This window comes from Pseudomonas arsenicoxydans, assembly GCF_006438915.1.
Classification (GTDB): domain Bacteria; phylum Pseudomonadota; class Gammaproteobacteria; order Pseudomonadales; family Pseudomonadaceae; genus Aquipseudomonas; species Aquipseudomonas arsenicoxydans_A.
Map to the genome: position 1 here is coordinate 187043 of NZ_RCZE01000006.1, position 20517 is coordinate 207559.

Genomic DNA, 20517 nt, shown 5'->3' on the forward strand with positions numbered 1-20517 from the left:
CTGATCGAGATACACAAGTGATCGAAAATCTACGCAACATCGCCATCATTGCTCACGTTGACCATGGTAAAACCACCCTGGTAGACAAACTCTTGCGTCAATCCGGCACCCTGGAGCGCAACGAGCTCAACGACGAGCGCGTGATGGACTCCAACGACCAGGAGAAAGAGCGCGGTATTACCATTCTGGCGAAAAACACCGCCATCAACTGGAACGGTCACCACATCAACATCGTGGACACCCCGGGCCACGCCGACTTCGGCGGCGAAGTTGAACGCGTAATGTCGATGGTTGACTCCGTTCTGCTGCTGGTTGACGCTCAAGACGGCCCTATGCCGCAAACCCGTTTCGTGACCAAGAAGGCTTTCGAAGCCGGCCTGCGTCCAATCGTGGTCATCAACAAGGTTGACCGTCCAGGCGCGCGTCCGGACTGGGTTCTGGACCAGATCTTCGACCTGTTCGACAACCTGGGTGCTACCGAAGAACAGCTGGACTTCAAAGTCGTCTACGCCTCGGCCCTGAACGGCATTGCCGGTCTGGAACACACCGACATGGCTGAAGACATGACCCCGCTGTACCAGGCGATCATTGACCACGTACCGGCTCCAAAAGTTGACCGTGACGGTCCGTTCCAGATGCAAATCTCGGCACTGGACTACAACAGCTTCCTGGGTGTTATCGGCGTTGGCCGTATCGCCCGTGGTCGCGTCAAGCCGAACACTCAAGTTGTGGCGATCGACGCCGACGGCAAGCGCCGTAACGGTCGTATCCTGAAGCTGATGGGTCACCACGGTCTGCACCGTATCGACGTTGACGAAGCAGCTGCCGGCGACATCGTCTGCATCAGCGGCTTCGACCAGCTGTTCATCTCCGACACTCTGTGCGACCCACTGAACGTCGAAGCGATGAAGCCGCTGACCGTTGACGAGCCAACCGTTTCCATGACCTTCCAGGTTAACGACTCGCCGTTCTGCGGTCGTGAAGGCAAGTTCGTCACCAGCCGTAACATCAAAGAGCGTCTGGACAAAGAACTGCTCTACAACGTTGCTCTGCGCGTTGAAGAAGGCGACTCCGCCGACAAGTTCAAAGTCTCCGGCCGTGGTGAGCTGCACCTCTCGGTACTGATCGAAACCATGCGTCGCGAAGGCTTCGAAATGGGTGTTGGTCGTCCTGAAGTGATCATCCGCATGGTTGACGGCGTCAAGCACGAACCGTACGAAAACGTGACCATCGACCTGCCGGAAGAATCGCAAGGTTCGATCATGGAACAGATCGGTATCCGTAAGGGCGACCTGACCAACATGGTTCCGGATGGCAAGGGCCGTGTGCGCCTTGAGTACAACATCCCGGCTCGTGGCCTGATTGGTTTCCGTAACGAGTTCCTGACCCTGACCTCCGGTGCAGGCATCCTGACCTCGATCTTCGACCGTTACGACGTGATGAAGTCCGGCGACATGTCCGGCCGTCAGAACGGCGTGCTGGTTTCGGTTGCTACCGGTAAGGCTCTGACTTACTCGCTGGAAACCCTGCAAGCTCGCGGCAAACTGTTCCTGGGTCACGGTGAAGACGTGTACGAAGGTCAAATCGTCGGCATCAACAGCCGCGACAACGACCTGGGCGTCAACCCAACCAAAGGCAAGAAGCTCGACAACATGCGTGCTTCGGGTAAAGACGAAACCATCGCTCTGGTTCCGCCTATCCGCTTCACTCTGGAGCAGGCTCTGGAATTCGTTCAAGAAGACGAATTGTGCGAAGTCACTCCTAAGTCCATCCGTCTTCGCAAGAAGATCCTGGGCGAAAGCGAGCGTACCCGCGCTGCGAAGAAGTCCGGTAACTAAGTCATTTAGTTAGCTGACAAAAAAACGCCCCCGACCGCAAGGTCGGGGGCGTTTTTGTTTGTCTGGGGTTTGTGCAGTGTTTGTGCTGGCCCCTTCGCGAGCAAGCCCGCTCCCACATTGGATCTGTGTCGTTCACAGAACCAATGTGGGAGCGGGCTTGCTCGCGAAGGCGCATTGTCAGACGCCGAAGAACTCAGCGCAGATCAGAACTTATCGAGCGGCCGACGGCTCTCGCTGGTCTCGCGCACCACTTCTTTCGGCTTATACGCGCAATACCCCGGCCGCGGCCCGATTTTCGGGTGGTTGCGGCAAGTATCCGGGCGCTTTTCATAAATAGTGCACAGACGGCTCTTACGATCCAGGTACAGGCAATCGTTGTTGCTCATGCGCTGGAGAGTGAAGATCTCGGTCTTCTGGCTGTAACGCTCGACGATCCCTTCCTTCTGCAGGCGCTTGGCGATGTTCTTCGCCGGCTCGCCGCGCTCGAACTCGTCGACGATGCCGATACGGATCAGATCCTTGATCTTGACCTCGACCGGCAGCGTGCAGCAGCTGGACACGCAGGAGCCGCACATCGGCGCAGAGTACTTGGCCCAGGTATCGAGGCGATCGATCTCTGCGGCGGCGATCAGGTTGGGCTTCATCATCGGTTGTTACCAGCTACGTGCATCAGGGCGCGCGATCATACCGGGACTGGTGGATTTTTGAACAACCTTTCGCCAGATTTTTTCTGTATCACCCAAAAAGCACCGTTAATCCGGCACGGCCCCTGCATTGATTCAGGCACACGACACTGTAATGCCGAGCTATCTCGCACTATCAGGAAAAACTGCCGAACCAGAGCCCCCACCGTCTGTCAGACCGTCTAGGCTCAACAACTCCACGCTCGCTCGAGGTCCTATCGATGACTCAAGAACCACTTGTTCGCGAAGCAGAGGTGGCCGCATTCCGCGACGCCGTCTTGACCAAACTCACCTACGCGGTGGGTAAAGACCCGGATCATGCCTTCGACCACGACTGGTTCGAAGCCATCGCCCTGGCGGCGCGGGATCACATGGTCGAGCACTGGATGGACCACACCCGGCAGATCTACCGCAAAGGGCAGAAACGGGTTTATTACCTCTCCCTCGAATTTCTCATCGGCCGGCTGCTCTACGACAGCCTGAGCAACCTTGGCTTGCTCGACGTCGCCCGCGAAGCGCTGACCGAACTCGGTGTCGACCTCGAACGCATCCGCCTGCTGGAGCCCGACGCGGCGCTGGGCAACGGTGGCCTCGGTCGTCTGGCCGCGTGCTTCATGGAAAGCATGTCGACCCTTGGCATCGCCGGCCACGGCTACGGCATTCGGTATGAACACGGTTTGTTCCGCCAGGCCATCGTCGACGGCTGGCAGCAAGAGCAGACCGAACACTGGCTGGACTTCGGTAACCCGTGGGAATTCGAGCGACCAGAAGTGGTTTACCCGATCGGCTTCGGCGGCGGCGTCGAAACCGTCACCGATGAAAACGGTAAGACCAAGCAAGTCTGGACCCCGGTGGAAACCGTGCGCGCGATTGCTTACGACACGCCGGTGGTCGGCTGGCGCGGGGCGAGCGTCAACACGCTGCGTCTGTGGCGTGCCCGCGCCATGGAAGATTTACACCTGGAACGCTTCAACGCCGGTGACCACTTGGGCGCCGTGGCAGAAGTCGCCCGGGCCGAAAGTATCTCCCGCGTGCTTTACCCCGCGGACAGCACCGAAGCCGGGCAGGAGCTGCGCCTGCGTCAGGAATACTTCTTCGTCGCCGCCTCCTTGCAGGATTTGCTGCGCCGTCACCGCAACATGCACACCTCGGTCCTGACTCTGGGCGACCATGCGGCGATCCAACTCAACGACACGCATCCCTCGATTGCCGTGGCCGAATTGATGCGCCAATTGGTCGATGTCTACGACGTGGCCTGGGATGCGGCGTGGCAGGTCACTGTGGACACGCTGTCGTACACCAACCACACGCTGCTGCCGGAAGCACTGGAAACCTGGCCGGTCGGCTTGATGGAGCGGATGTTGCCGCGGCACATGCAGATCATTTACCTGATCAACGCCCAACACATCGATTCACTGCGGGCCAAGGGCATTCACGACTTCGACGTGTTGCGCGCGGTATCGCTGATCGAAGAAGACAACGGCCGCCGTGTGCGCATGGGCAACCTCGCATTCCTCGGCTCGCACAGCGTCAACGGTGTGTCCGGGCTGCACACGCAGTTGATGCGCAAAACCGTATTCTCCGAACTGCACAAACTCTACCCGGACCGGATCAACAACAAGACCAACGGCATCACCTTCCGCCGCTGGCTCTACCAGGCCAACTCCGAACTGACGTCGATGATGGTCGATGCCCTCGGGCCGGATTTGCTGGATAACGCCGAACATCGCTTGCTGGAGCTGGAGCCGTTCGCCGAAAAACCGGCGTTCCGCAAAGCCTTCGCCGAACAGCGGCTGCACAGCAAAAAAGCCTTGGCGTACATCATTCACGAGCGCCTTGGGGTCGCGGTCAACCCGGCAGCGATGTTCGACGTGCAGGTCAAACGGATCCACGAGTACAAACGCCAGTTGCTCAACCTGATGCACACCGTGGCGTTGTATCAGGCGATTCGTGCCGAGCCGGAAATCGACTGGGTGCCACGGGTGAAGATCTTCGCCGGCAAGGCCGCTGCCAGTTATCACCAGGCCAAGCTGATCATCAAATTGACCAACGACATTGCCCGGGTGGTGAACAACGACCCGACCGTGCGCGGTTTGCTCAAAGTGGTATTCCTGCCCAACTACAACGTCAGCCTGGCGGAAAGCATTATTCCGGCGGCGGACTTGTCGGAGCAGATTTCCACTGCAGGCTTCGAGGCTTCCGGTACCAGCAACATGAAGTTCGGCCTCAACGGTGCACTGACCATCGGCACCCTCGATGGCGCCAACGTCGAAATGTGCGAACGCATCGGCGCCGAACACATGTTCATCTTCGGTCTCAGCGCGCAGCAGGTTGAAGCGCGCAAACAGAACCATGAGTTCAGTGCGGTGCCGGACATTGCCGCGTCCCATCGGCTGAATGATGTGCTGCAAGCGATTCGTGGCGGGGTGTTCTCGCCGGATGATCCGTCCCGTTACACCGGGCTGATCGATTCGCTGGTGGATTACGACCGCTTCCTGGTCTGTGCTGACTTCGACTCTTACTGGGACGCGCAGATGCGCGTCGAGGCCCATTGGCACGACTCCAAGGAATGGTGGCGCTCGGCGGTGTTGAACACGTCGCGGATGGGGTGGTTCTCCTCGGACCGGACCATTCGCGAGTACGCGACGGATATCTGGAAGGCGCTGGATTAACTTTTCGAAATAATTGCGTGCAAGGCCCGACGTGCGTTGGGCCTGGCCGATATACTAAGCGCCAGTTTCAGTGAGCGCTGCGCACTCAATCGCGGGCATGCCACGCTCCTACATTAAATCCTGTGGGAGCGTGGCTTGCCCGCGATGGCGTCAGTGCAGACGCCACAAGGCAATGAGCCGCTTAGGGATATCGACCATGCAATGGATTTTCATGCTGATTGGGCTGGTGCTCGGCTGGATACTCGACGAGTCATTCAGTGATGCGCTGTTGGGCGCGTTGCTCGGCTTGGGTATTGGCCAGGCCATTCGCATCACCCGTCTGGATTCAAAAGCTACCGAACAGCACCTTCTGCTGGAGCAGACGCAAGTTGCGCTGAGTGCCGTGCAGCAGCGTCTGGCGTTGCTGGAAGTGTCCGGCGTCAAAGCGCCTGAAACCAGCGAACCGGTCGCCAGCGAGTCCGTTGCACCTCCTGAATTTACCCTCGACGAAATCCCTGCCGACACCCCGGAACTGATCTGGGACCTTCCTGCCGAACTCGAGCCCATTACCGCAGCAGCGACTGAAACCAGTCAGCCACTGCCGGCCGATGTCTGGAAGTCTGAGCCGGTCGCCCGCGAACCTGCCATCCCGCGCGGCCCTAACTTCATCGATCGCGCCATCAGCGGCGCCCGCGCTTGGCTGTTCGGTGGCAACACCGTGCTGCGGGTCGGTGTGGTGCTGTTGTTCTTGGGCCTGGCCTTTCTGCTGCGATACGCGACCGAAGGCATGGTGGTACCGATTGAACTGCGTTACGCCGGGGTTGCGGCGGCTGCGTTGGGGCTGCTGGGTCTGGGCTGGTGGTTGCGTCATCGCAACACGAATTACGCATTGATGCTGCAAGGCACCGGTATTGCCGTGTTGTACCTGACGGTGTTCGCCGCCATGCGCCTGCATCCGCTGCTTGATCCGACGGCAGCGCTTGGCCTGCTGGTGGCGGTGACGGTGTTCTCGGCCATTCTGGCGATCACCCAGGATTCCCTGGCGCTGGCCTGCGTCGCCGCGCTGGGCGGTTTTGCCGCGCCGATTCTGACCTCTACTGGCGCCGGTAATCACGTCGCGCTGTTCAGCTACTTCGCCTTGCTCAACGCCGGCATCCTCGCCATCGCCTGGTTCAAGGCCTGGCGCCTGCTCAACCTGATTGGTTTTGTCGGCACGTTCGGTATCGGTTTCGCTTGGGGGCTGCGTTCCTACACGCCAGAGTTGCTGTGGAGCACCGAGCCGTTCCTGATCCTGTTTTTCCTGATGTACCTGGCTATCGGCCTGCTGTTCGCCCGGCGCAAGTTGCTGGAAATGAGCGATGCGCCCGAGGACGACAGCCGCGAGGCACTGCTGCGCTGGTCCGCACGCAAGGGCGATTACGTCGACGGCACGATGCTGTTTGGGCCGCCGCTGGTGGGCTTCGGTTTGCAGTTCGCGCTGGTCCAGCACCTTGAGTTTGCCGCCGCGTTCAGCGCATTGGCGCTGGGCATGATCTACATGGGCCTGGCCCGTTTGCTGATGGGCGGTCGCGCGTTGTTGCTGGCAGAAACTTGCCTGGCACTGGGTGTGATCTTCGCCAGCCTGGCGATTCCTTTGGGCCTCGATGCGCGCTGGACAGCCGCGGCCTGGGCCGTCGAAGGTGCCGGGATTTTCTGGCTCGGCTTGCGTCAGCAACGTCCGTTGGCCAGAGCTTTTGCCTTGCTGCTGCAATTGGGCTCGGCGCTGGCGTTTCTCAGCGAGCTGCGGATCGGCGAAAGCAGCCTGCTCGATGGCTCACCGTTGGGCGCGTTAATGCTCGGCATGGCGTTGCTGTTCAGCTTCTACCAATTGCGTAAAGCCTTGCCGGAACAGACTGCGCAATGGGAACGCAAAGGGCTGCCGGTGCTGGCTTGCCTCGGCCTGACGTTCCTTTACCTGCTGGCGCCGTTGTTTTTCTTCACCCACGGTACGGCGATCAGTTGGGCGCTGGCCGGTCTGGCGACGTTGTTTGTGGGTCTGCGCCTGCAATCGCGCACGTTCCTGTTCACCGCTTTTGCTGTGCAATTGCTCGGTGGCGCGTTGTTCCTGCTGCGCCTGCACGGCGCTGGTGGCGAATCTTCGGCAGTGTTCAGCGCCGGTTGGAGCGGGTTGCTCAGTGCCTCGCTGATCGGCTTGGCGTTGATCGCCGGCATGCTGCTGGCGGCGCGCGATGAGATGGTGCGCAGCGATGTGCGACTGCTGCGCGGATTGTCGGTGGTGTTGCTGGCCGGTCTGGTGCTGATCAATCTGGCGGTGCTGTTCGTGCTGCCGTGGCAAACCGCGAGCGCGGTGTGGGCGGCCAGTGGTTTGTTCATCATCTGGTTGAGCCTGTACCTGAAGCAGCGCGTGAGTTTTGTCTTCGGTTTGCTGTTGCAGGTGATTGGCGGCGCGGCGTTCCTGTTTGCCGGGCCGGACCTGCTCGGACCGTTGGCCAGTGAAGGACTGAAACCGCTGGCGCACAGCGGTTTCTGGACGCCGTTGGTATTGGGTTTGGCCGCATTGGTCGGGGCGTGGCGATTGCAGCTCGGCAACCACGCGTCGGCGTTTGATGTGCTGAGTTTGCAGCGTTTGTCCGACGTGCTGCTGGTGTGGGGCGCGGGTTGGTGGGCGTTGGCGTGGGTCAGTGAAGTGCTGCGCTTTGCGCCGGTGAACCTGCAAGCGCCGCTGCTGCTGGCAGTCGCGGCCATCAGCGTGGCGTTGTGGGCGCTGTTGGCATTGCGCCTGAAATGGTCGTCGCTGGGTTTGCTTTGCACCTTGCTGATTCCCGCGGCCGGCTTGGTGTTGCTGGCGGCGTGGCACTCGCGTTATCACCCAGCGGCCAGTTTTGGCGGGTTGGCCTGGGCGGCGGTGTTCGTCGTGCATTTCGTCTCGCTGAAGCGACTGGCGCCGATGTTGCCGGCGCGCGCGGTCAGCACCGCGCATGTACTCGGCTGCTGGTTGTTGATCGGTGTGCTGGCGCTGGAACTGCGTTACGGCTTGCTGCTGTTGTCCGAGCAGTACAACGCCTGGCGCTGGTTGGGCTGGGCGATTTTGCCGAGTCTGTACTTGGTGTTGATGGCCGCGCCGCGCAATTGGCCGTGGCCGGTGTCGGCGTATCCCCGCGAGTACCGACTGTATGCTGCAGCACCGCTGGCGCTGCTGATGCTCGGCTGGTTCTGGCTGGCGAACGTGGTCAGCGACGGCACCGCCGAACCGCTGCCGTATGTGCCGCTGATCAATCCGCTGGAATTGGGCCTGCTGTTTGCGCTGTTCGGCGTCTACGTCTGGTCGCGCAGCGCGGTGACACAACTGGCGATCCGCAAGGATTACGCCGAACACGCCACGCAATTGATCGCCGGGGTTTCGCTGTTCGTGTTCTTCACCGCGTTGGTGATGCGCACCGCGCACCATTGGGGCGGTGTGCCGTTCGAATTCGATGCCTTGCTGGAATCGATGCTGGTGCAGGCCGGCCTGTCCATCGTCTGGACCCTGATGGCGCTAAGCCTGATGATCGGTGGCCATTTGCGCCATCGTCGCGAGGTCTGGCTGATCGGTGCGGCGTTGATTGGCGTGGTGGTGGCCAAGCTGTTCTTTGTCGAATTGAGTAACCGCGGCGGGCTCGCGCGGATCGTGTCGTTTATCGGCGTCGGTGTGTTGCTGCTGGTGGTGGGCTATTTCGCGCCGTTGCCGCCCAAGCGCGTCGAGGCTATGCCGGCGTCTGAAAAACCGGCCCCGGAAACCGAAGGAGTGTCGTCTTGAGTCAGAAGCTGAACCTGGGCTGGTTGGGCGCGGTGGCGCTGGGTGTATCGCTGTCAGTCGGCGCGCAAGAGCAACCGGCGGATTTCACCACTCAAGTGCCGTTGTCCGTGAGCGGCGAAGGCCCGTGGTATCGCCTCGAATTGCCGTTGAGCGTGCAGTTGAATGCGCGGCAAACCGACCTGAGCGATGTGCGCGTATTTAACGCCGCCGGCGAGGCCCAGGCCTACGCCTTGGCTCGTGAAATAGCGTCAACCCACGAGAGCCGCGCACTGACCGACGTAAAATGGTTCCCGCTGTACAACACGGCGGACGCCACGGAGCGCGCGCCGGGCATTCGCGTGCAATCGAACGCGAACGGCACACTGGTCGAAGTGCGGCCCTCCAGTGAGCTGGAGGCGGGCGAGGAAGTGCTGCGTGGCTGGTTGTTAGACGCCAGCGGCATCAAGGCGCCGTTGCAGCGGTTGGTCCTTGACTGGACCAGCGAGCGCAATGGCTTCCAGCGTTTCAGCATCGAGGCCAGCGACGACTTGCAGCACTGGCAGTCGTGGGGCGAAGGGCAAGTGGCGCGGCTGACGTTTGCCGACGAGCGGGTCGAGCAACATGATGTGGGCCTTCCGGGGCAATCGGCGCGGTATCTGCGCTTGCTGTGGAATTCATCGCAATCGGCGCCGACGCTGACGTCGGCACAACTGGAAAGCGCTAGCACCCGCAGCCTGCCGTTGCCGTTGGTCTGGTCGCAATCGTTGGCCGGCAGCAGCGTGAAGGCCGGTGAATACACTTGGCAATTGCCGATGGGGCTCAATGTCGAGCGCGTGCAGGTCGAATTGAGTCAGCCCAACAGCCTGGCGCCAGTGACGTTGTCCGGCCGGCGCGAGAGCAGCCTGCCGTGGCAGCCACTGAGCAAAGGGTTACTCTATCGCCTGACCCAGAATGGCCAGGACGTGGTGCAGAACGAATTGCAGCTGTCGGGGCAAACCGTGCAGCAACTGAAGCTGGTCGTGGACGACCGCGGCGGTGGCTTTGGTGCACAAGCGCCGACGTTGAAGTTTGCCGTACGCTCGACGCAGGTGGTGTTCCTGGCCCGTGGCGCCGGGCCTTACACGCTGGCGCTGGGCAACTCGACGGTGAAGGCCGCGAACCTGCCATTGTCAACGCTGGTTCCCGATTACAGCGCCGCGAACTTTGCCACGTTGGGCAAGGCTTCGGTCGAAGGTGCGGCAGTAGTGAGCAACACATCCACGGGGACAGCGGCCGCGACGACTGACACCAACTGGAAGAAATTCGGGTTGTGGGCGGTGTTGTTGTTGAGCGTTTCGTTCCTGGCGGCGATGGCGTTCAGCTTGCTGCGCAAGCCCCCGGCCTCACCCTGAGAATGGCTGGCGCTGCGCGCCATTCGCGAGCAAGCCCGCTCCCACATTCGACCGAGTCAGTGGCTTAGCATACGGTCTAATGTGGGAGCGGGCTTGCTCGCGAATACGGTCTGCCAGACACTAAAATTATCGAAACCTGCCACCTATCCGAAACCCACATCCGCCCCGTTTCGAACTACGCTCATCCCGGTGCATGAACTCTCTTGGGCGTATCACGTCTGATAGGAGGAAATACGCCTCGACTCGCGTTAAACTGCGCGGGTTTTTAGCCCCCCATTCCACCGGAGCCTTCCATGTCCCGCGTTACCTTGAGTCGCTATTTGATTGAGCAGACCCGTAGCAACAACACCCCTGCCGATCTGCGTTTCCTGATCGAAGTGGTGGCGCGTGCTTGCAAAGAGATCAACCACGCCGTGTCCAAAGGCGCCCTGGGTGGTGTTTTGGGCAGCATGGGCACTGAAAACGTTCAAGGTGAAGTGCAGAAGAAACTCGACGTGATCTCCAACGAGATCCTGCTCGAAGCCAACGAATGGGGCGGTCACCTGGCCGGCATGGCGTCCGAAGAAATGGACAATGCCTACCAGATCCCGGGCAAATACCCGAAAGGCGCGTACCTGCTGGTATTCGACCCGCTGGACGGTTCGTCGAACATCGACATCAACGCGCCGGTCGGTACGATCTTCTCGGTGCTGCGTTGCCCGAACGAATACCTGAGCCAGAACGAGCCTTTGAACGAAAAGGCTTTCCTGCAGCCAGGCACCGAACAAGTGGCTGCCGGTTACGCAATCTACGGCCCCCAGACCATGTTGATCCTGACCCTGGGTGATGGCGTCAAAGGCTTCACCCTGGACCGTGAAATGGGCAGCTTCGTGCTGACCCATGAAGACATCAAGATCCCGACCTCCACTCAGGAATTCGCGATCAACGCCTCCAACCAGCGTCACTGGGAAGCGCCGGTACAACGCTACGTTGGCGAATTGCTGGCTGGCGAAGAAGGCCCGCTGAAAAAGAACTACAACATGCGTTGGGTCGCCGCGATGGTCGCGGACGTGCACCGCATCCTGACCCGTGGTGGCTTGTTCATGTACCCGCGCGACAGCCGCGAGCCGTCGAAGCCGGGCAAGCTGCGTCTGATGTACGAAGCCAACCCGATGTCGTTCCTCGTTGAACAGGCTGGCGGCGCTTCCACCGATGGCCATCAGCGCATCCTAGACATCAAGCCGGACGGCTTGCACCAGCGTGTCGCGGTGTTCCTCGGTTCGAAAGAAGAAGTCGAACGCGTCACGGCTTACCACAAGGCCTAAACCATGACCGCGCCCTGGCAGCCGTTGCTCGATTGGTGGTTCGGATCTTCCGGATCAGCGAACGAAACAGCGGCCGCCAAGGGCAAGTTATGGTTCGGCAAGCGCAACAGCCAGGACCTTGAGGCGCAAACGCGTTTCGGGGACTGGGTCGAGCAGGCACTGGCCGGCGGATTGACTGACTGGGCGCAACGCCCTGAAGGTTGGCTGGCTCTGGTGCTGCTGCTCGATCAACTCCCGCGAATGATCTATCGCGACACCCCCCAATCATTTTCCGGCGATCTCCGGGCTCAGGCACTGGTGGCGCTAGGCATTGCTGCGGATTTTGATCGGCAGTTGCAGCCGATTCAGCGCGTGTTTATCTATTTGGTGTTCGAGCACAGCGAAAACCTCGCGGTGCAGAATGAAGGCGTCTCGCGCTACATCGAATTGGTGGCGCAACAACCAGAGAACGATCGGGCGCTGTTTGGCGATTACCTGGACTATTCCGAGCGGCATCGGGACGTGATTGCGCGGTTTGGACGGTTTCCGCATCGCAATGCGGTGTTGGGAAGGGAGTCGACGGCTGAGGAGCTGACGTTTCTTTCCGTGCCTGGGTCCAGGTTCTGATTTTTTGTTGTTGCTGATGCCGCCATCGCGAGCAGGCTCACTCCTACAGTAGATCTCCTAGGAGTGAGCCTGCTCGCGATGAGGCCTTAAAAGCGCCTTAGATCCGGAAGCTACCCACCAACTGCTTCAACCGCGCCGCCTGCTGCTCAAGATCCGCACACGCACGCAAGGTCGACTGCAAGTTCTCCACGCCTTCCTGGTTCAAGGTGTTGATCTCGGTAATGTCGACGTTGATCGACTCCACCACAGCCGTCTGCTCTTCTGTCGCCGTCGCCACCGACTGGTTCATCCCGTCGATTTCACCGATGCGCTGGGTCACGCTGCCCAGTCGCTCACCGGCCTGGTTGGCGATGCCGACGCTGCTTTCGCTCTGGCGTTGGCTGTCGGTCATGGTGCTCACTGCTTCACGGGCGCCGACTTGCAGTTCCTCGATCATCTTTTGCACTTGCTGCGCCGAATCCTGAGTGCGGTGGGCGAGGTTGCGCACCTCGTCCGCCACCACGGCAAAACCACGACCGGCTTCACCGGCGCGGGCCGCTTCGATGGCCGCGTTGAGGGCCAGCAAGTTGGTCTGCTGGGAGATGCTGGTGATCACTTCCAGAATCTGCCCGATGTTCACCGTGTTGCTGTTGAGTGTTTCGATGTTGCCGCACGAATCGCTGATTTTCGCTGACAGCTGCTGCATCGCCTCGATGGTTTTATCCACCACTTGCTGACCGTCTTCAGCCAGGGCGCGGGCATCGCTGGAGTGTTGCGAGGCGAGGGCGGCGTTCTGGGCGATTTCTTGGGCGGCGGCACCCAGTTGGTTGATCGCCGCGGCCACGCTGCTGGTGCGCGAGGCTTGCTGGTCGGAGTTGAACATCGACGAGTTGGAAGCCGCCACCACCCGCAGGGCGACTTCGTTGACCTGGCCGGTGGCCGAGGACACTTCACGAATCGAGGTGTGAATGCGCTCTACAAAACGGTTGAACGAGGTGCCCAGTGCGCCGAATTCGTCCTGGCCGTGGATGGTCAGGCGTTTGGTCAGGTCACCTTCACCTTCGGCGATGTCATGCATCGCGCGGCCCATGGTCAGCAACGGCTGCATCAGGAAGCTGATCAACATGCCCAGCAACGCGATGATGATCACCACGGCAATGACCATGGCGATGATCGCCGAGGTGCGGAATTCGCTGAGCATCGAGAACGCGGTGTCCTGATCCAGCACCAGTGCCACGTACCAGTCCGCCGACGGCACGCCGTTGACGTGGGTGAAGGAGATGAACTGGGTCTTGCCGTCGAGCTCGACTTCTTTCATGCCCGGGCTGACTTTCGGCGCGCCGTTCGGGTAGGCATCGGCCAGTCCTTTGAGCACCAGTTTGCTGTCCGGGTGGATCAGGATCTTACCGTCTGCGCTGACGATAAACGCATGGCCGTGGCCGCCGAAGTTCAGCGAGTTGATGATCGCGCTGACGCTGGACAAGTCGATGTCCGCACCGGCGACACCGATCATCTGGCCCTGATTCTTCACGGGCGTGGCGACGGTGATCACCAGTTTGCCGGAAGACGCGGCGATGTACGGTTCGGTGACGATGGTCTGTTGCGCGCTGTTGGCCGCCTTGTACCAGCCACGGGCGCGAGGGTCGTAGTCGGCGGCGCGATTGCCGGCAGGGACCGAGAACATCACACCGTCAGTGCCGCCGAAATAGCTCAGCTGGAAGTTGCTGGTGTAGGCCGGCAGGTCGATGGCGCGTTTCAGGCTGGCTTGCGCGCTGCCATCCACGGCGATCTGCTGGGACAACGATTGCAGCAGCTGGATGCGGCTTTCCAGCCAGGTCTGGATGTTGCTGGTGGTCAGGCTGCCGAGTTCCTGCATCGAGGACTCGGTACTGCTGCGCAGGGTCTGGCGCTGGCGGTAGTCGTTGAACAGGATAAAGCAGGCGAACGCAACGGCAACCACGAGGGCGGCGGCCACCAGGATCTTGTGGCTGAATTTCATGTTTCTGGTCATTAAATAAACTACCGCGGAGGGACTGATCAGCGAGGGGGCGTCAATTTGCCACAGTGGAGGCTTTGCGCTGCTTCTATGTCGACTGCCCGGCGCCAAAGATTAGGCGTCTTTTGCAAAAACTGACGAAATACTCAACGGCGCGAGAAAGTGGCTGATTTTACGAAAAAAGGCAGACGAGTGGCCTGATAAATAGCGTGGCGGTCGGGGAACCAGATGGGGGTTTTCTCTTCTAAGCTTCAGCTTGGCAGCCATGCCATTCCCTTTCGTTCCAGGAGTTTCATCATGTCGCTGCGTTCAATCGCCTTGCTCTCGTTCTGCGTGTTGTTGGCCGCATGCAGCAAGGTCAATCAGGAAAATTACTCGAAACTGTCGACCGGCATGCCTAAGGCCGAGGTCGAAACGTTGTTGGGTAAACCTGCTGATTGCTCGGGCGCGCTCGGCATGTCCAGTTGCACCTGGGGCGACAAAAACAGCTTTATCAGCGTGCAGTACGCCGGTGACAAAGTATTGATGTTTTCCGGCCAAGGCCTGAAGTAAACCGGGGCGTTGCGCCCACGGGAGAAAAACAATGAAGCGGTTCTTACTCGTACTTTTTGCCGGCTTGGTATTGGCTGGCTGCGCCACTTCTGGCCACGATTCGTTGGCGCCAAAAACCGTCAACAGCGTCAACCTCAAGCGCTACCAGGGAACCTGGTTTGAGTTGGCTCGCCTGCCGATGTATTTCCAGCGCGACTGCGCTCAGTCCGAAGCCCATTACAGTCTGAAGCCTGACGGCAACATGGCGGTGTTGAACCGCTGCCTGACGCCGCAGTGGCAGTGGGAAGAGGTTAAGGGCACGGCTTATCCACAGGTGTCGGGTAAATTCGACAAACTGTGGGTCGAGTTCGATACCTGGTTTTCTCGTCTGCTACCCGGAACGGCGAAGGGCGAATATTGGGTGTTGTACGTCAGTGATGATTACAAGACTGCCATTGTCGGCGACCCGAGTCGCAAGTACTTGTGGCTGCTGTCACGGACCCCGACGGTCAATGGCGTAGTGCGAGAGGAATTGCTGAGCAAGGCCCGTCAGCAGGGTTACGACACCACGCGGCTGATCTGGCGTGCGACGGATACGCAGATGGCCAAGACCTCGAACTGACTGTTTGCACAAAACCAATGTGGGAGCGGGCTTGCTCGCGAAGAGGCCGTCACATTCAACAGAGATGTTGACTGACTGTCCGCCTTCGCGAGCAAGCCCGCTCCCACATTTTGTTTGGGGTTAGCCCAGGAGATCGCGCAGGACCTGGGTGAACGCGCGATTGCTTTCTTCTTCCCCGGCATGATGCCCGTCACGCACGACCCACTGGCCATTCACCAGCACATCGCGCACCTGACGATCACCACCGGCAAACAACCAACGATTGAGAATCCCGTCGCCACTGGCCGTCGCCAGGTACGGATCGTTGCCGTCCAGCACCAGCCAATCCGCACGCTTACCGACTTCCAATGCGCCAATCGGCTGACCCAACGCCTGAGCACCGCCATCCAGTGCTGCGTCGTACAGTGTGCGACCGACCATCGGCTGCTCCGCGCCATACAAACGATTACGCCGCTGATCGCGCAGACGCTGGCCGTATTCCAGCCAGCGCAATTCTTCCACCACGCTCAACGACACATGGCTGTCGGAGCCGATGCCCATGCGTCCGCCCTGAGCGAGGAAATCCACCGCCGGGAAAATTCCGTCGCCAAGGTTGGCTTCGGTGGTCAGGCACAAGCCGGCAATGGCGCGACTCTTGGCCATCAGCGTGACTTCTTCCGCGTTGGCGTGAGTGGCGTGAACCAGACACCATCGCTGATCGACCTCGGTGTTTTCGTACAGCCATTGCAGCGGACGACGACCGCTCCAGGTCAGGCAGTCGTCGACTTCCTTCTGCTGTTCGGCAATGTGAATGTGCACCGGGCATTGCTTGTCGCTGGCGGCCAGCACTTCGCTGATCTGCTGCGGCGTGACAGCGCGCAACGAGTGGAAGCACAAACCCAGCGACTGTGCCGGCTGCTGCGCCAGGATCGGCTGCAAGCGCGCCTGAAGTTTCAGGTAGTTTTCGGTGCTGTTGATAAAGCGGCGCTGGCCTTCGTTAGGCGTCTGGCCACCGAAACCGGAGTGGCTGTAGAGCACCGGCAGCAGGGTCAGGCCGATACCGGCGGAACTCGCCGCCTGGCTGATGCGCAGCGCCAGTTCGGCCGGGTCTGCATAAGGCTGGCCATTGGTGTCGTGGTGCACGTAATGAAACTCTGCGACCGAGGTGTAACCGGCCTTGAGCATTTCGATGTACAGCTGACGGGCGATCACGCCGAGTTGATCCGGGCTGATTTTTCCGACGAGGCGATACATCAAATCGCGCCAGGTCCAGAAACTGTCATTCGGATTACCCGCCACTTCCGCCAGCCCGGCCATGGCTCGCTGGAAGGCGTGGGAGTGTAGATTCGGCATTCCCGGCAGCAGCGGACCGCTTAGCCGTTCGGCGCCATCTGCATTGGAATCGGCCTGGAGATGGGTCAAAACGCCCTCGGCGTTGACCTCAAGACGTACATTGTTGGCCCATCCACTAGGCAGCAGCGCGCGTTCGGCAAAGAAGGCGGACATGGTTCAGCACCCCATCGTGTGTTATTTGTATATACATATACAGACGTTTGCCTGCTCGGTAAACTCCGGCAAGCTAGCAACCTCTCTTCAACGAACAAGGATTAACCGTGCCGACTCCGCCCCAAGTGTCACCGTTGGCCGCGAACATGGGCGACAGTCCGGCGCCCTTGTACGCCCGCGTCAAACAGATGATTACCCAGCAAATCGACAGTGGAAACTGGCCGCCGCACTACCGCGTTCCGTCGGAAAGCGAACTGGTCAGCCAACTCGGTTTCAGCCGCATGACCATCAACCGCGCGTTGCGCGAGATGACCGCTGATGGTCTGTTGGTGCGCATGCAAGGCGTGGGTACGTTCGTCGCCGAGCCGAAAAGCCAGTCCGCACTGTTTGAAGTGCACAACATCGCCGACGAGATCGCCTCCCGTGGCCATCGCCATACCTGCAAGGTCATCACCCTCGAAGAAGAGGCTGCCGGTTCCGAGCGTGCCCTTGCACTGGATATGCGCGAAGGGCAGAAGGTTTTCCATTCGCTGATCGTGCATTTCGAAAACGATATCCCGGTGCAAATCGAAGACCGTTTCGTCAACGCGCTGGTCGCCCCGGAGTACCTCAAGCAGGATTTCACCCTGCAAACGCCTTACGCGTATCTAAACCAGGTCGCGCCGCTGACCGAAGGCGAGCACGTGGTCGAGGCGATTCTGGCCGAGGCGTCCGAGTGCAAATTGCTGCAGATTGAAAAGGGCGAGCCGTGCCTGCTGATTCGTCGCCGCACCTGGTCCGGCCGTCAGCCGGTGACCGCCGCCCGTTTGATCCACCCCGGTTCCCGTCATCGTCTGGAAGGTCGGTTTCATAAATAGAGAGCCATAAATGAAATCCAAGGTTTTACGCGCCAAAGATTACCCACGCATGCCATGGAAGAACGGCGGCGGCAGCACTGAAGAAATCACCCGCGATGCCGGCGTTGGCCTTGAGGGTTTCGGCTGGCGCCTGTCGATTGCCGACATCGGCGAGTCGGGTGGTTTCTCGACGTTCACCGGTTACGAGCGGGTCATCACCGTGCTGCAAGGTGACGGCATGACCTTGCGGGTCGATGGCCTGGACACGCTTCCACTGTTACCGCTGCGCCCGTTTGCCTTCAGTGGTGAGAGCGAAGTGTCATGCACATTGCTCGGCGGGCCGATCCGTGACTTCAACCTGATTTATGCGCCGCAGCGTTACAGCGCGCGGTTGCAGTGGTTGACGGGTGAGCAGCGGTTTTTCAGTTCGGCGGGCACGGTGCTGGTGTTCAGCATCGCCGACGCGTTGGAAGTGAATGCCGGTAACAGCGTTTCGCAACTGGGTCGTCATGATTGCCTGCAACTGGACGGTAACACCGGGCTGCTGGAAGTTTCCGTTAATGGCCCATGCTGCGTGATTGAACTGACCTCACGCAATTAACTGTGGCGAGGGAGCTTGCTCCCGCTCGGCTGCGCAGCAGTCGTCAATCAAGAATCCCTGATCCAACTGATACAACTGATACAACGCATGCTCCCGGGTTTTGGGTCTGCTCCGCAGCCCAGCGGGAGCAAGCTCCCTCGCCACAAAATCATTCACACATCCTGTTTCCCTCTGCGCACCATCCTGTTACCGAACGCCCCAGCGTGGCGCAAAACCTCGCTCAAGTAACAGTCGTCACCCTTCCGCAAAAATCTCCTCGAAAAATTTCATCTACGTCAAAACCCTTGATCCACAGGCTTTCCAGCCCATCCAAAACTTTTCTTGAACACCCATCCAACAAGTTGGCCGCTTGATTGCATATGCTTGTATGTACAAGTAAAGACGTATGCGTATGAGTCGATCGAGACTCTCCGCAGCGTCCACTGATTCGCTTGTGGCGCAACACTGCGCACAGGCTGGCTTGCCCACTGCCAGGGCTGGTTTGAATTGATCGCTGAGGAGTCTTTTTCGTGACTGACAATAAACCTACGAAGTACCGTGATGTTGAAATCCGTGCCGCACGCGGTAACAAGCTGACCGCCAAGAGCTGGCTGACCGAAGCGCCGCTGCGCATGTTGATGAACAACCTCGACCCTGAAGTCGCCGAGAATCCTAAAGAACTGGTGGTTTACGGTGGTATCGGTCGTGCGGCACGTAACTGGGAGTGCTACGACAAGATCGTCGAAAGCCTGACCAACCTGAACGACGACGAGACCCTGCTGGTGCAATCCGGGAAGCCGGTCGGCGTGTTCAAGACCCACACCAACGCACCGCGCGTGCTGATCGCCAACTCCAACCTGGTGCCACACTGGGCGAGCTGGGAACACTTCAACGAACTCGATGCCAAAGGCCTGGCCATGTACGGCCAGATGACCGCCGGCAGCTGGATCTACATCGGCAGCCAGGGCATCGTCCAGGGCACCTACGAAACCTTCGTCGAAGCCGGTCGCCAACATTACAACGATGACCTGAAAGGTCGTTGGGTCCTGACCGCCGGCCTCGGCGGCATGGGCGGCGCCCAGCCTCTGGCCGCGACCCTGGCGGGTGCTTGCTCGCTGAACATCGAATGCCAGCAAGTGAGCATCGATTTCCGTTTGAACAGCCGCTACGTCGACGAACAAGCCACCGACCTCGACGACGCACTGGCGCGCATCGCCAAATACACCAAAGAAGGCAAGGCGATTTCCATCGCACTGCTGGGTAATGCCGCTGAAATCCTGCCAGAACTGGTTCGTCGTGGTGTACGCCCGGACATGGTCACCGACCAGACCAGCGCCCACGACCCGCTCAACGGTTACCTGCCGGCCGGCTGGACCTGGGAAGAGTACCGCGCTCGCGCCAAGACCGAGCCAGCGGCTGTGGTGAAAGCCGCCAAGCAATCGATGGCCGTTCACGTTAAAGCGATGCTGGATTTCCAGAAAATGGGCATCCCGACCTTCGACTATGGCAACAACATCCGTCAGATGGCTCAGGAAGAAGGCGTGGAAAACGCATTCGACTTCCCAGGTTTCGTACCGGCTTACATCCGTCCGCTGTTCTGCCGCGGTATCGGTCCGTTCCGTTGGGCTGCACTGTCCGGCAACGCGGAAGACATCTACAAGACCGACGCCAAAGTAAAAGAACTGATCCCGGACGATGCCCACCTGCACAACTGGCTGGATATGGCGCGCGAGCGCATCAGCTTCCAGGGTCTGCCGGCGCGTATCTGCTGGGTTGGCCTGGGCCTGCGAGCCAAGCTCGGTCTGGCGTTCAACGAAATGGTGCGCAGCGGTGAATTGTCCGCGCCCATCGTGATCGGTCGTGACCACCTGGACTCCGGTTCGGTCGCCAGCCCGAACCGCGAAACCGAATCGATGCAGGACGGTTCCGACGCTGTGTCCGACTGGCCACTGCTCAACGCTCTGCTGAACACGGCGAGCGGCGCGACCTGGGTTTCCCTGCACCACGGCGGCGGCGTCGGCATGGGCTTCTCCCAGCACTCGGGCATGGTGATTGTCTGCGACGGTACGGACGAAGCGGCCGAGCGTATTGCTCGCGTGCTGCACAACGACCCGGCGACCGGTGTCATGCGTCACGCCGATGCCGGTTACCAGATCGCGATCGACTGCGCCAAGGAACAAGGGCTGAACCTGCCGATGATTACCGGCAAATAACGCAGTACTTGTGGGAGCGGGCTTGCT

Annotated in this window: 14 protein-coding genes and 1 pseudogene; 11 read left to right on the forward strand and 4 right to left on the reverse strand. The window is 60.0% G+C overall.

Annotated elements, in window-relative coordinates:
* Window positions 1-17: 17 nt before the first annotated feature.
* Window positions 18-1838: a translational GTPase TypA gene (gene typA, locus EAH78_RS14535; RefSeq protein WP_140668139.1), complete on the forward strand. Its 1821-nt coding sequence runs from the start codon at window positions 18-20 to the stop codon at window positions 1836-1838.
* A 203-nt stretch (window positions 1839-2041) separates the two neighbouring features.
* Here typA and EAH78_RS14540 read toward each other — a convergent pair whose 3' ends face one another.
* Window positions 2042-2482, reverse strand: coding sequence for a YkgJ family cysteine cluster protein (locus EAH78_RS14540; protein WP_123435589.1), 441 nt, complete (start codon window positions 2480-2482; stop codon window positions 2042-2044).
* 260 nt (window positions 2483-2742) lie between these two features.
* On the opposite strand from EAH78_RS14540, the gene EAH78_RS14545 reads away from it, so the two are divergent.
* The 5 genes from EAH78_RS14545 to EAH78_RS14565 all read left to right on the forward strand — a co-directional run bounded on the left by EAH78_RS14545 (window position 2743) and on the right by EAH78_RS14565 (window position 12248).
* Entirely contained in the window at window positions 2743-5193 is a 2451-nt protein-coding gene (locus tag EAH78_RS14545; protein WP_140668140.1) for a glycogen/starch/alpha-glucan phosphorylase, read from the forward strand.
* A gap of 196 nt (window positions 5194-5389) precedes the next feature.
* Entirely contained in the window at window positions 5390-8968 is a 3579-nt protein-coding gene (locus EAH78_RS14550) for a DUF2339 domain-containing protein (protein WP_140668141.1), read from the forward strand.
* Window positions 8965-10338 (forward strand): DUF3999 domain-containing protein, encoded by a 1374-nt coding sequence (locus tag EAH78_RS14555; RefSeq protein ID WP_140668142.1) that lies wholly within the window; start codon window positions 8965-8967, stop codon window positions 10336-10338. Before EAH78_RS14550 ends, EAH78_RS14555 begins: the two co-directional genes overlap by 4 nt.
* Window positions 10339-10631: 293 nt before the next feature.
* Entirely contained in the window at window positions 10632-11642 is a 1011-nt protein-coding gene (locus EAH78_RS14560) for a class 1 fructose-bisphosphatase (protein WP_059181786.1), read from the forward strand.
* Between the two features lie 3 nt (window positions 11643-11645).
* Entirely contained in the window at window positions 11646-12248 is a 603-nt protein-coding gene (locus EAH78_RS14565) for a DUF924 family protein (RefSeq protein WP_140668143.1), read from the forward strand.
* Between the two features lie 97 nt (window positions 12249-12345).
* On the opposite strand, the gene EAH78_RS33330 is transcribed toward EAH78_RS14565, so the two are convergent.
* Together EAH78_RS33330 and EAH78_RS33335 are read right to left on the reverse strand one after the other, a co-directional pair.
* Window positions 12346-13110 carry a methyl-accepting chemotaxis protein gene (locus tag EAH78_RS33330; protein ID WP_430539937.1) on the reverse strand — a complete coding sequence of 255 codons (765 nt, stop codon included), beginning with the start codon at window positions 13108-13110 and terminating at the stop codon, window positions 12346-12348.
* Window positions 13111-13203: 93 nt separating this feature from the next.
* Window positions 13204-14238, reverse strand: a pseudogene (locus tag EAH78_RS33335) (HAMP domain-containing protein); the annotation flags it as partial.
* Between the two features lie 282 nt (window positions 14239-14520).
* Between EAH78_RS33335 and EAH78_RS14575 the strand changes: the two are divergent.
* Together EAH78_RS14575 and EAH78_RS14580 are read left to right on the forward strand one after the other, a co-directional pair.
* Entirely contained in the window at window positions 14521-14775 is a 255-nt protein-coding gene (locus EAH78_RS14575; RefSeq protein ID WP_059406430.1) for a hypothetical protein, read from the forward strand.
* A gap of 31 nt (window positions 14776-14806) precedes the next feature.
* The gene (locus EAH78_RS14580) at window positions 14807-15376 is read left to right on the forward strand and encodes a lipocalin family protein (RefSeq protein WP_140668145.1); all 570 of its coding nucleotides are present in this window, start codon (window positions 14807-14809) and stop codon (window positions 15374-15376) included.
* A 120-nt stretch (window positions 15377-15496) separates the two neighbouring features.
* Here EAH78_RS14580 and EAH78_RS14590 read toward each other — a convergent pair whose 3' ends face one another.
* Window positions 15497-16861: a formimidoylglutamate deiminase gene (locus tag EAH78_RS14590; protein ID WP_140668146.1), complete on the reverse strand. Its 1365-nt coding sequence runs from the start codon at window positions 16859-16861 to the stop codon at window positions 15497-15499.
* 146 nt (window positions 16862-17007) lie between these two features.
* Between EAH78_RS14590 and hutC the strand changes: the two genes are divergently transcribed.
* From hutC to hutU, 3 genes are all read left to right on the forward strand, one after another.
* Window positions 17008-17718, forward strand: coding sequence for a histidine utilization repressor (gene hutC / locus EAH78_RS14595; protein ID WP_172825957.1), 711 nt, complete (start codon window positions 17008-17010; stop codon window positions 17716-17718).
* 10 nt (window positions 17719-17728) lie between these two features.
* Window positions 17729-18298 carry a HutD/Ves family protein gene (locus EAH78_RS14600; RefSeq protein ID WP_140668147.1) on the forward strand — a complete coding sequence of 190 codons (570 nt, stop codon included), beginning with the start codon at window positions 17729-17731 and terminating at the stop codon, window positions 18296-18298.
* Window positions 18299-18807: 509 nt separating this feature from the next.
* Window positions 18808-20490 carry a urocanate hydratase gene (gene hutU, locus EAH78_RS14605; RefSeq protein WP_140668148.1) on the forward strand — a complete coding sequence of 561 codons (1683 nt, stop codon included), beginning with the start codon at window positions 18808-18810 and terminating at the stop codon, window positions 20488-20490.
* Window positions 20491-20517 lie beyond the last annotated feature (27 nt).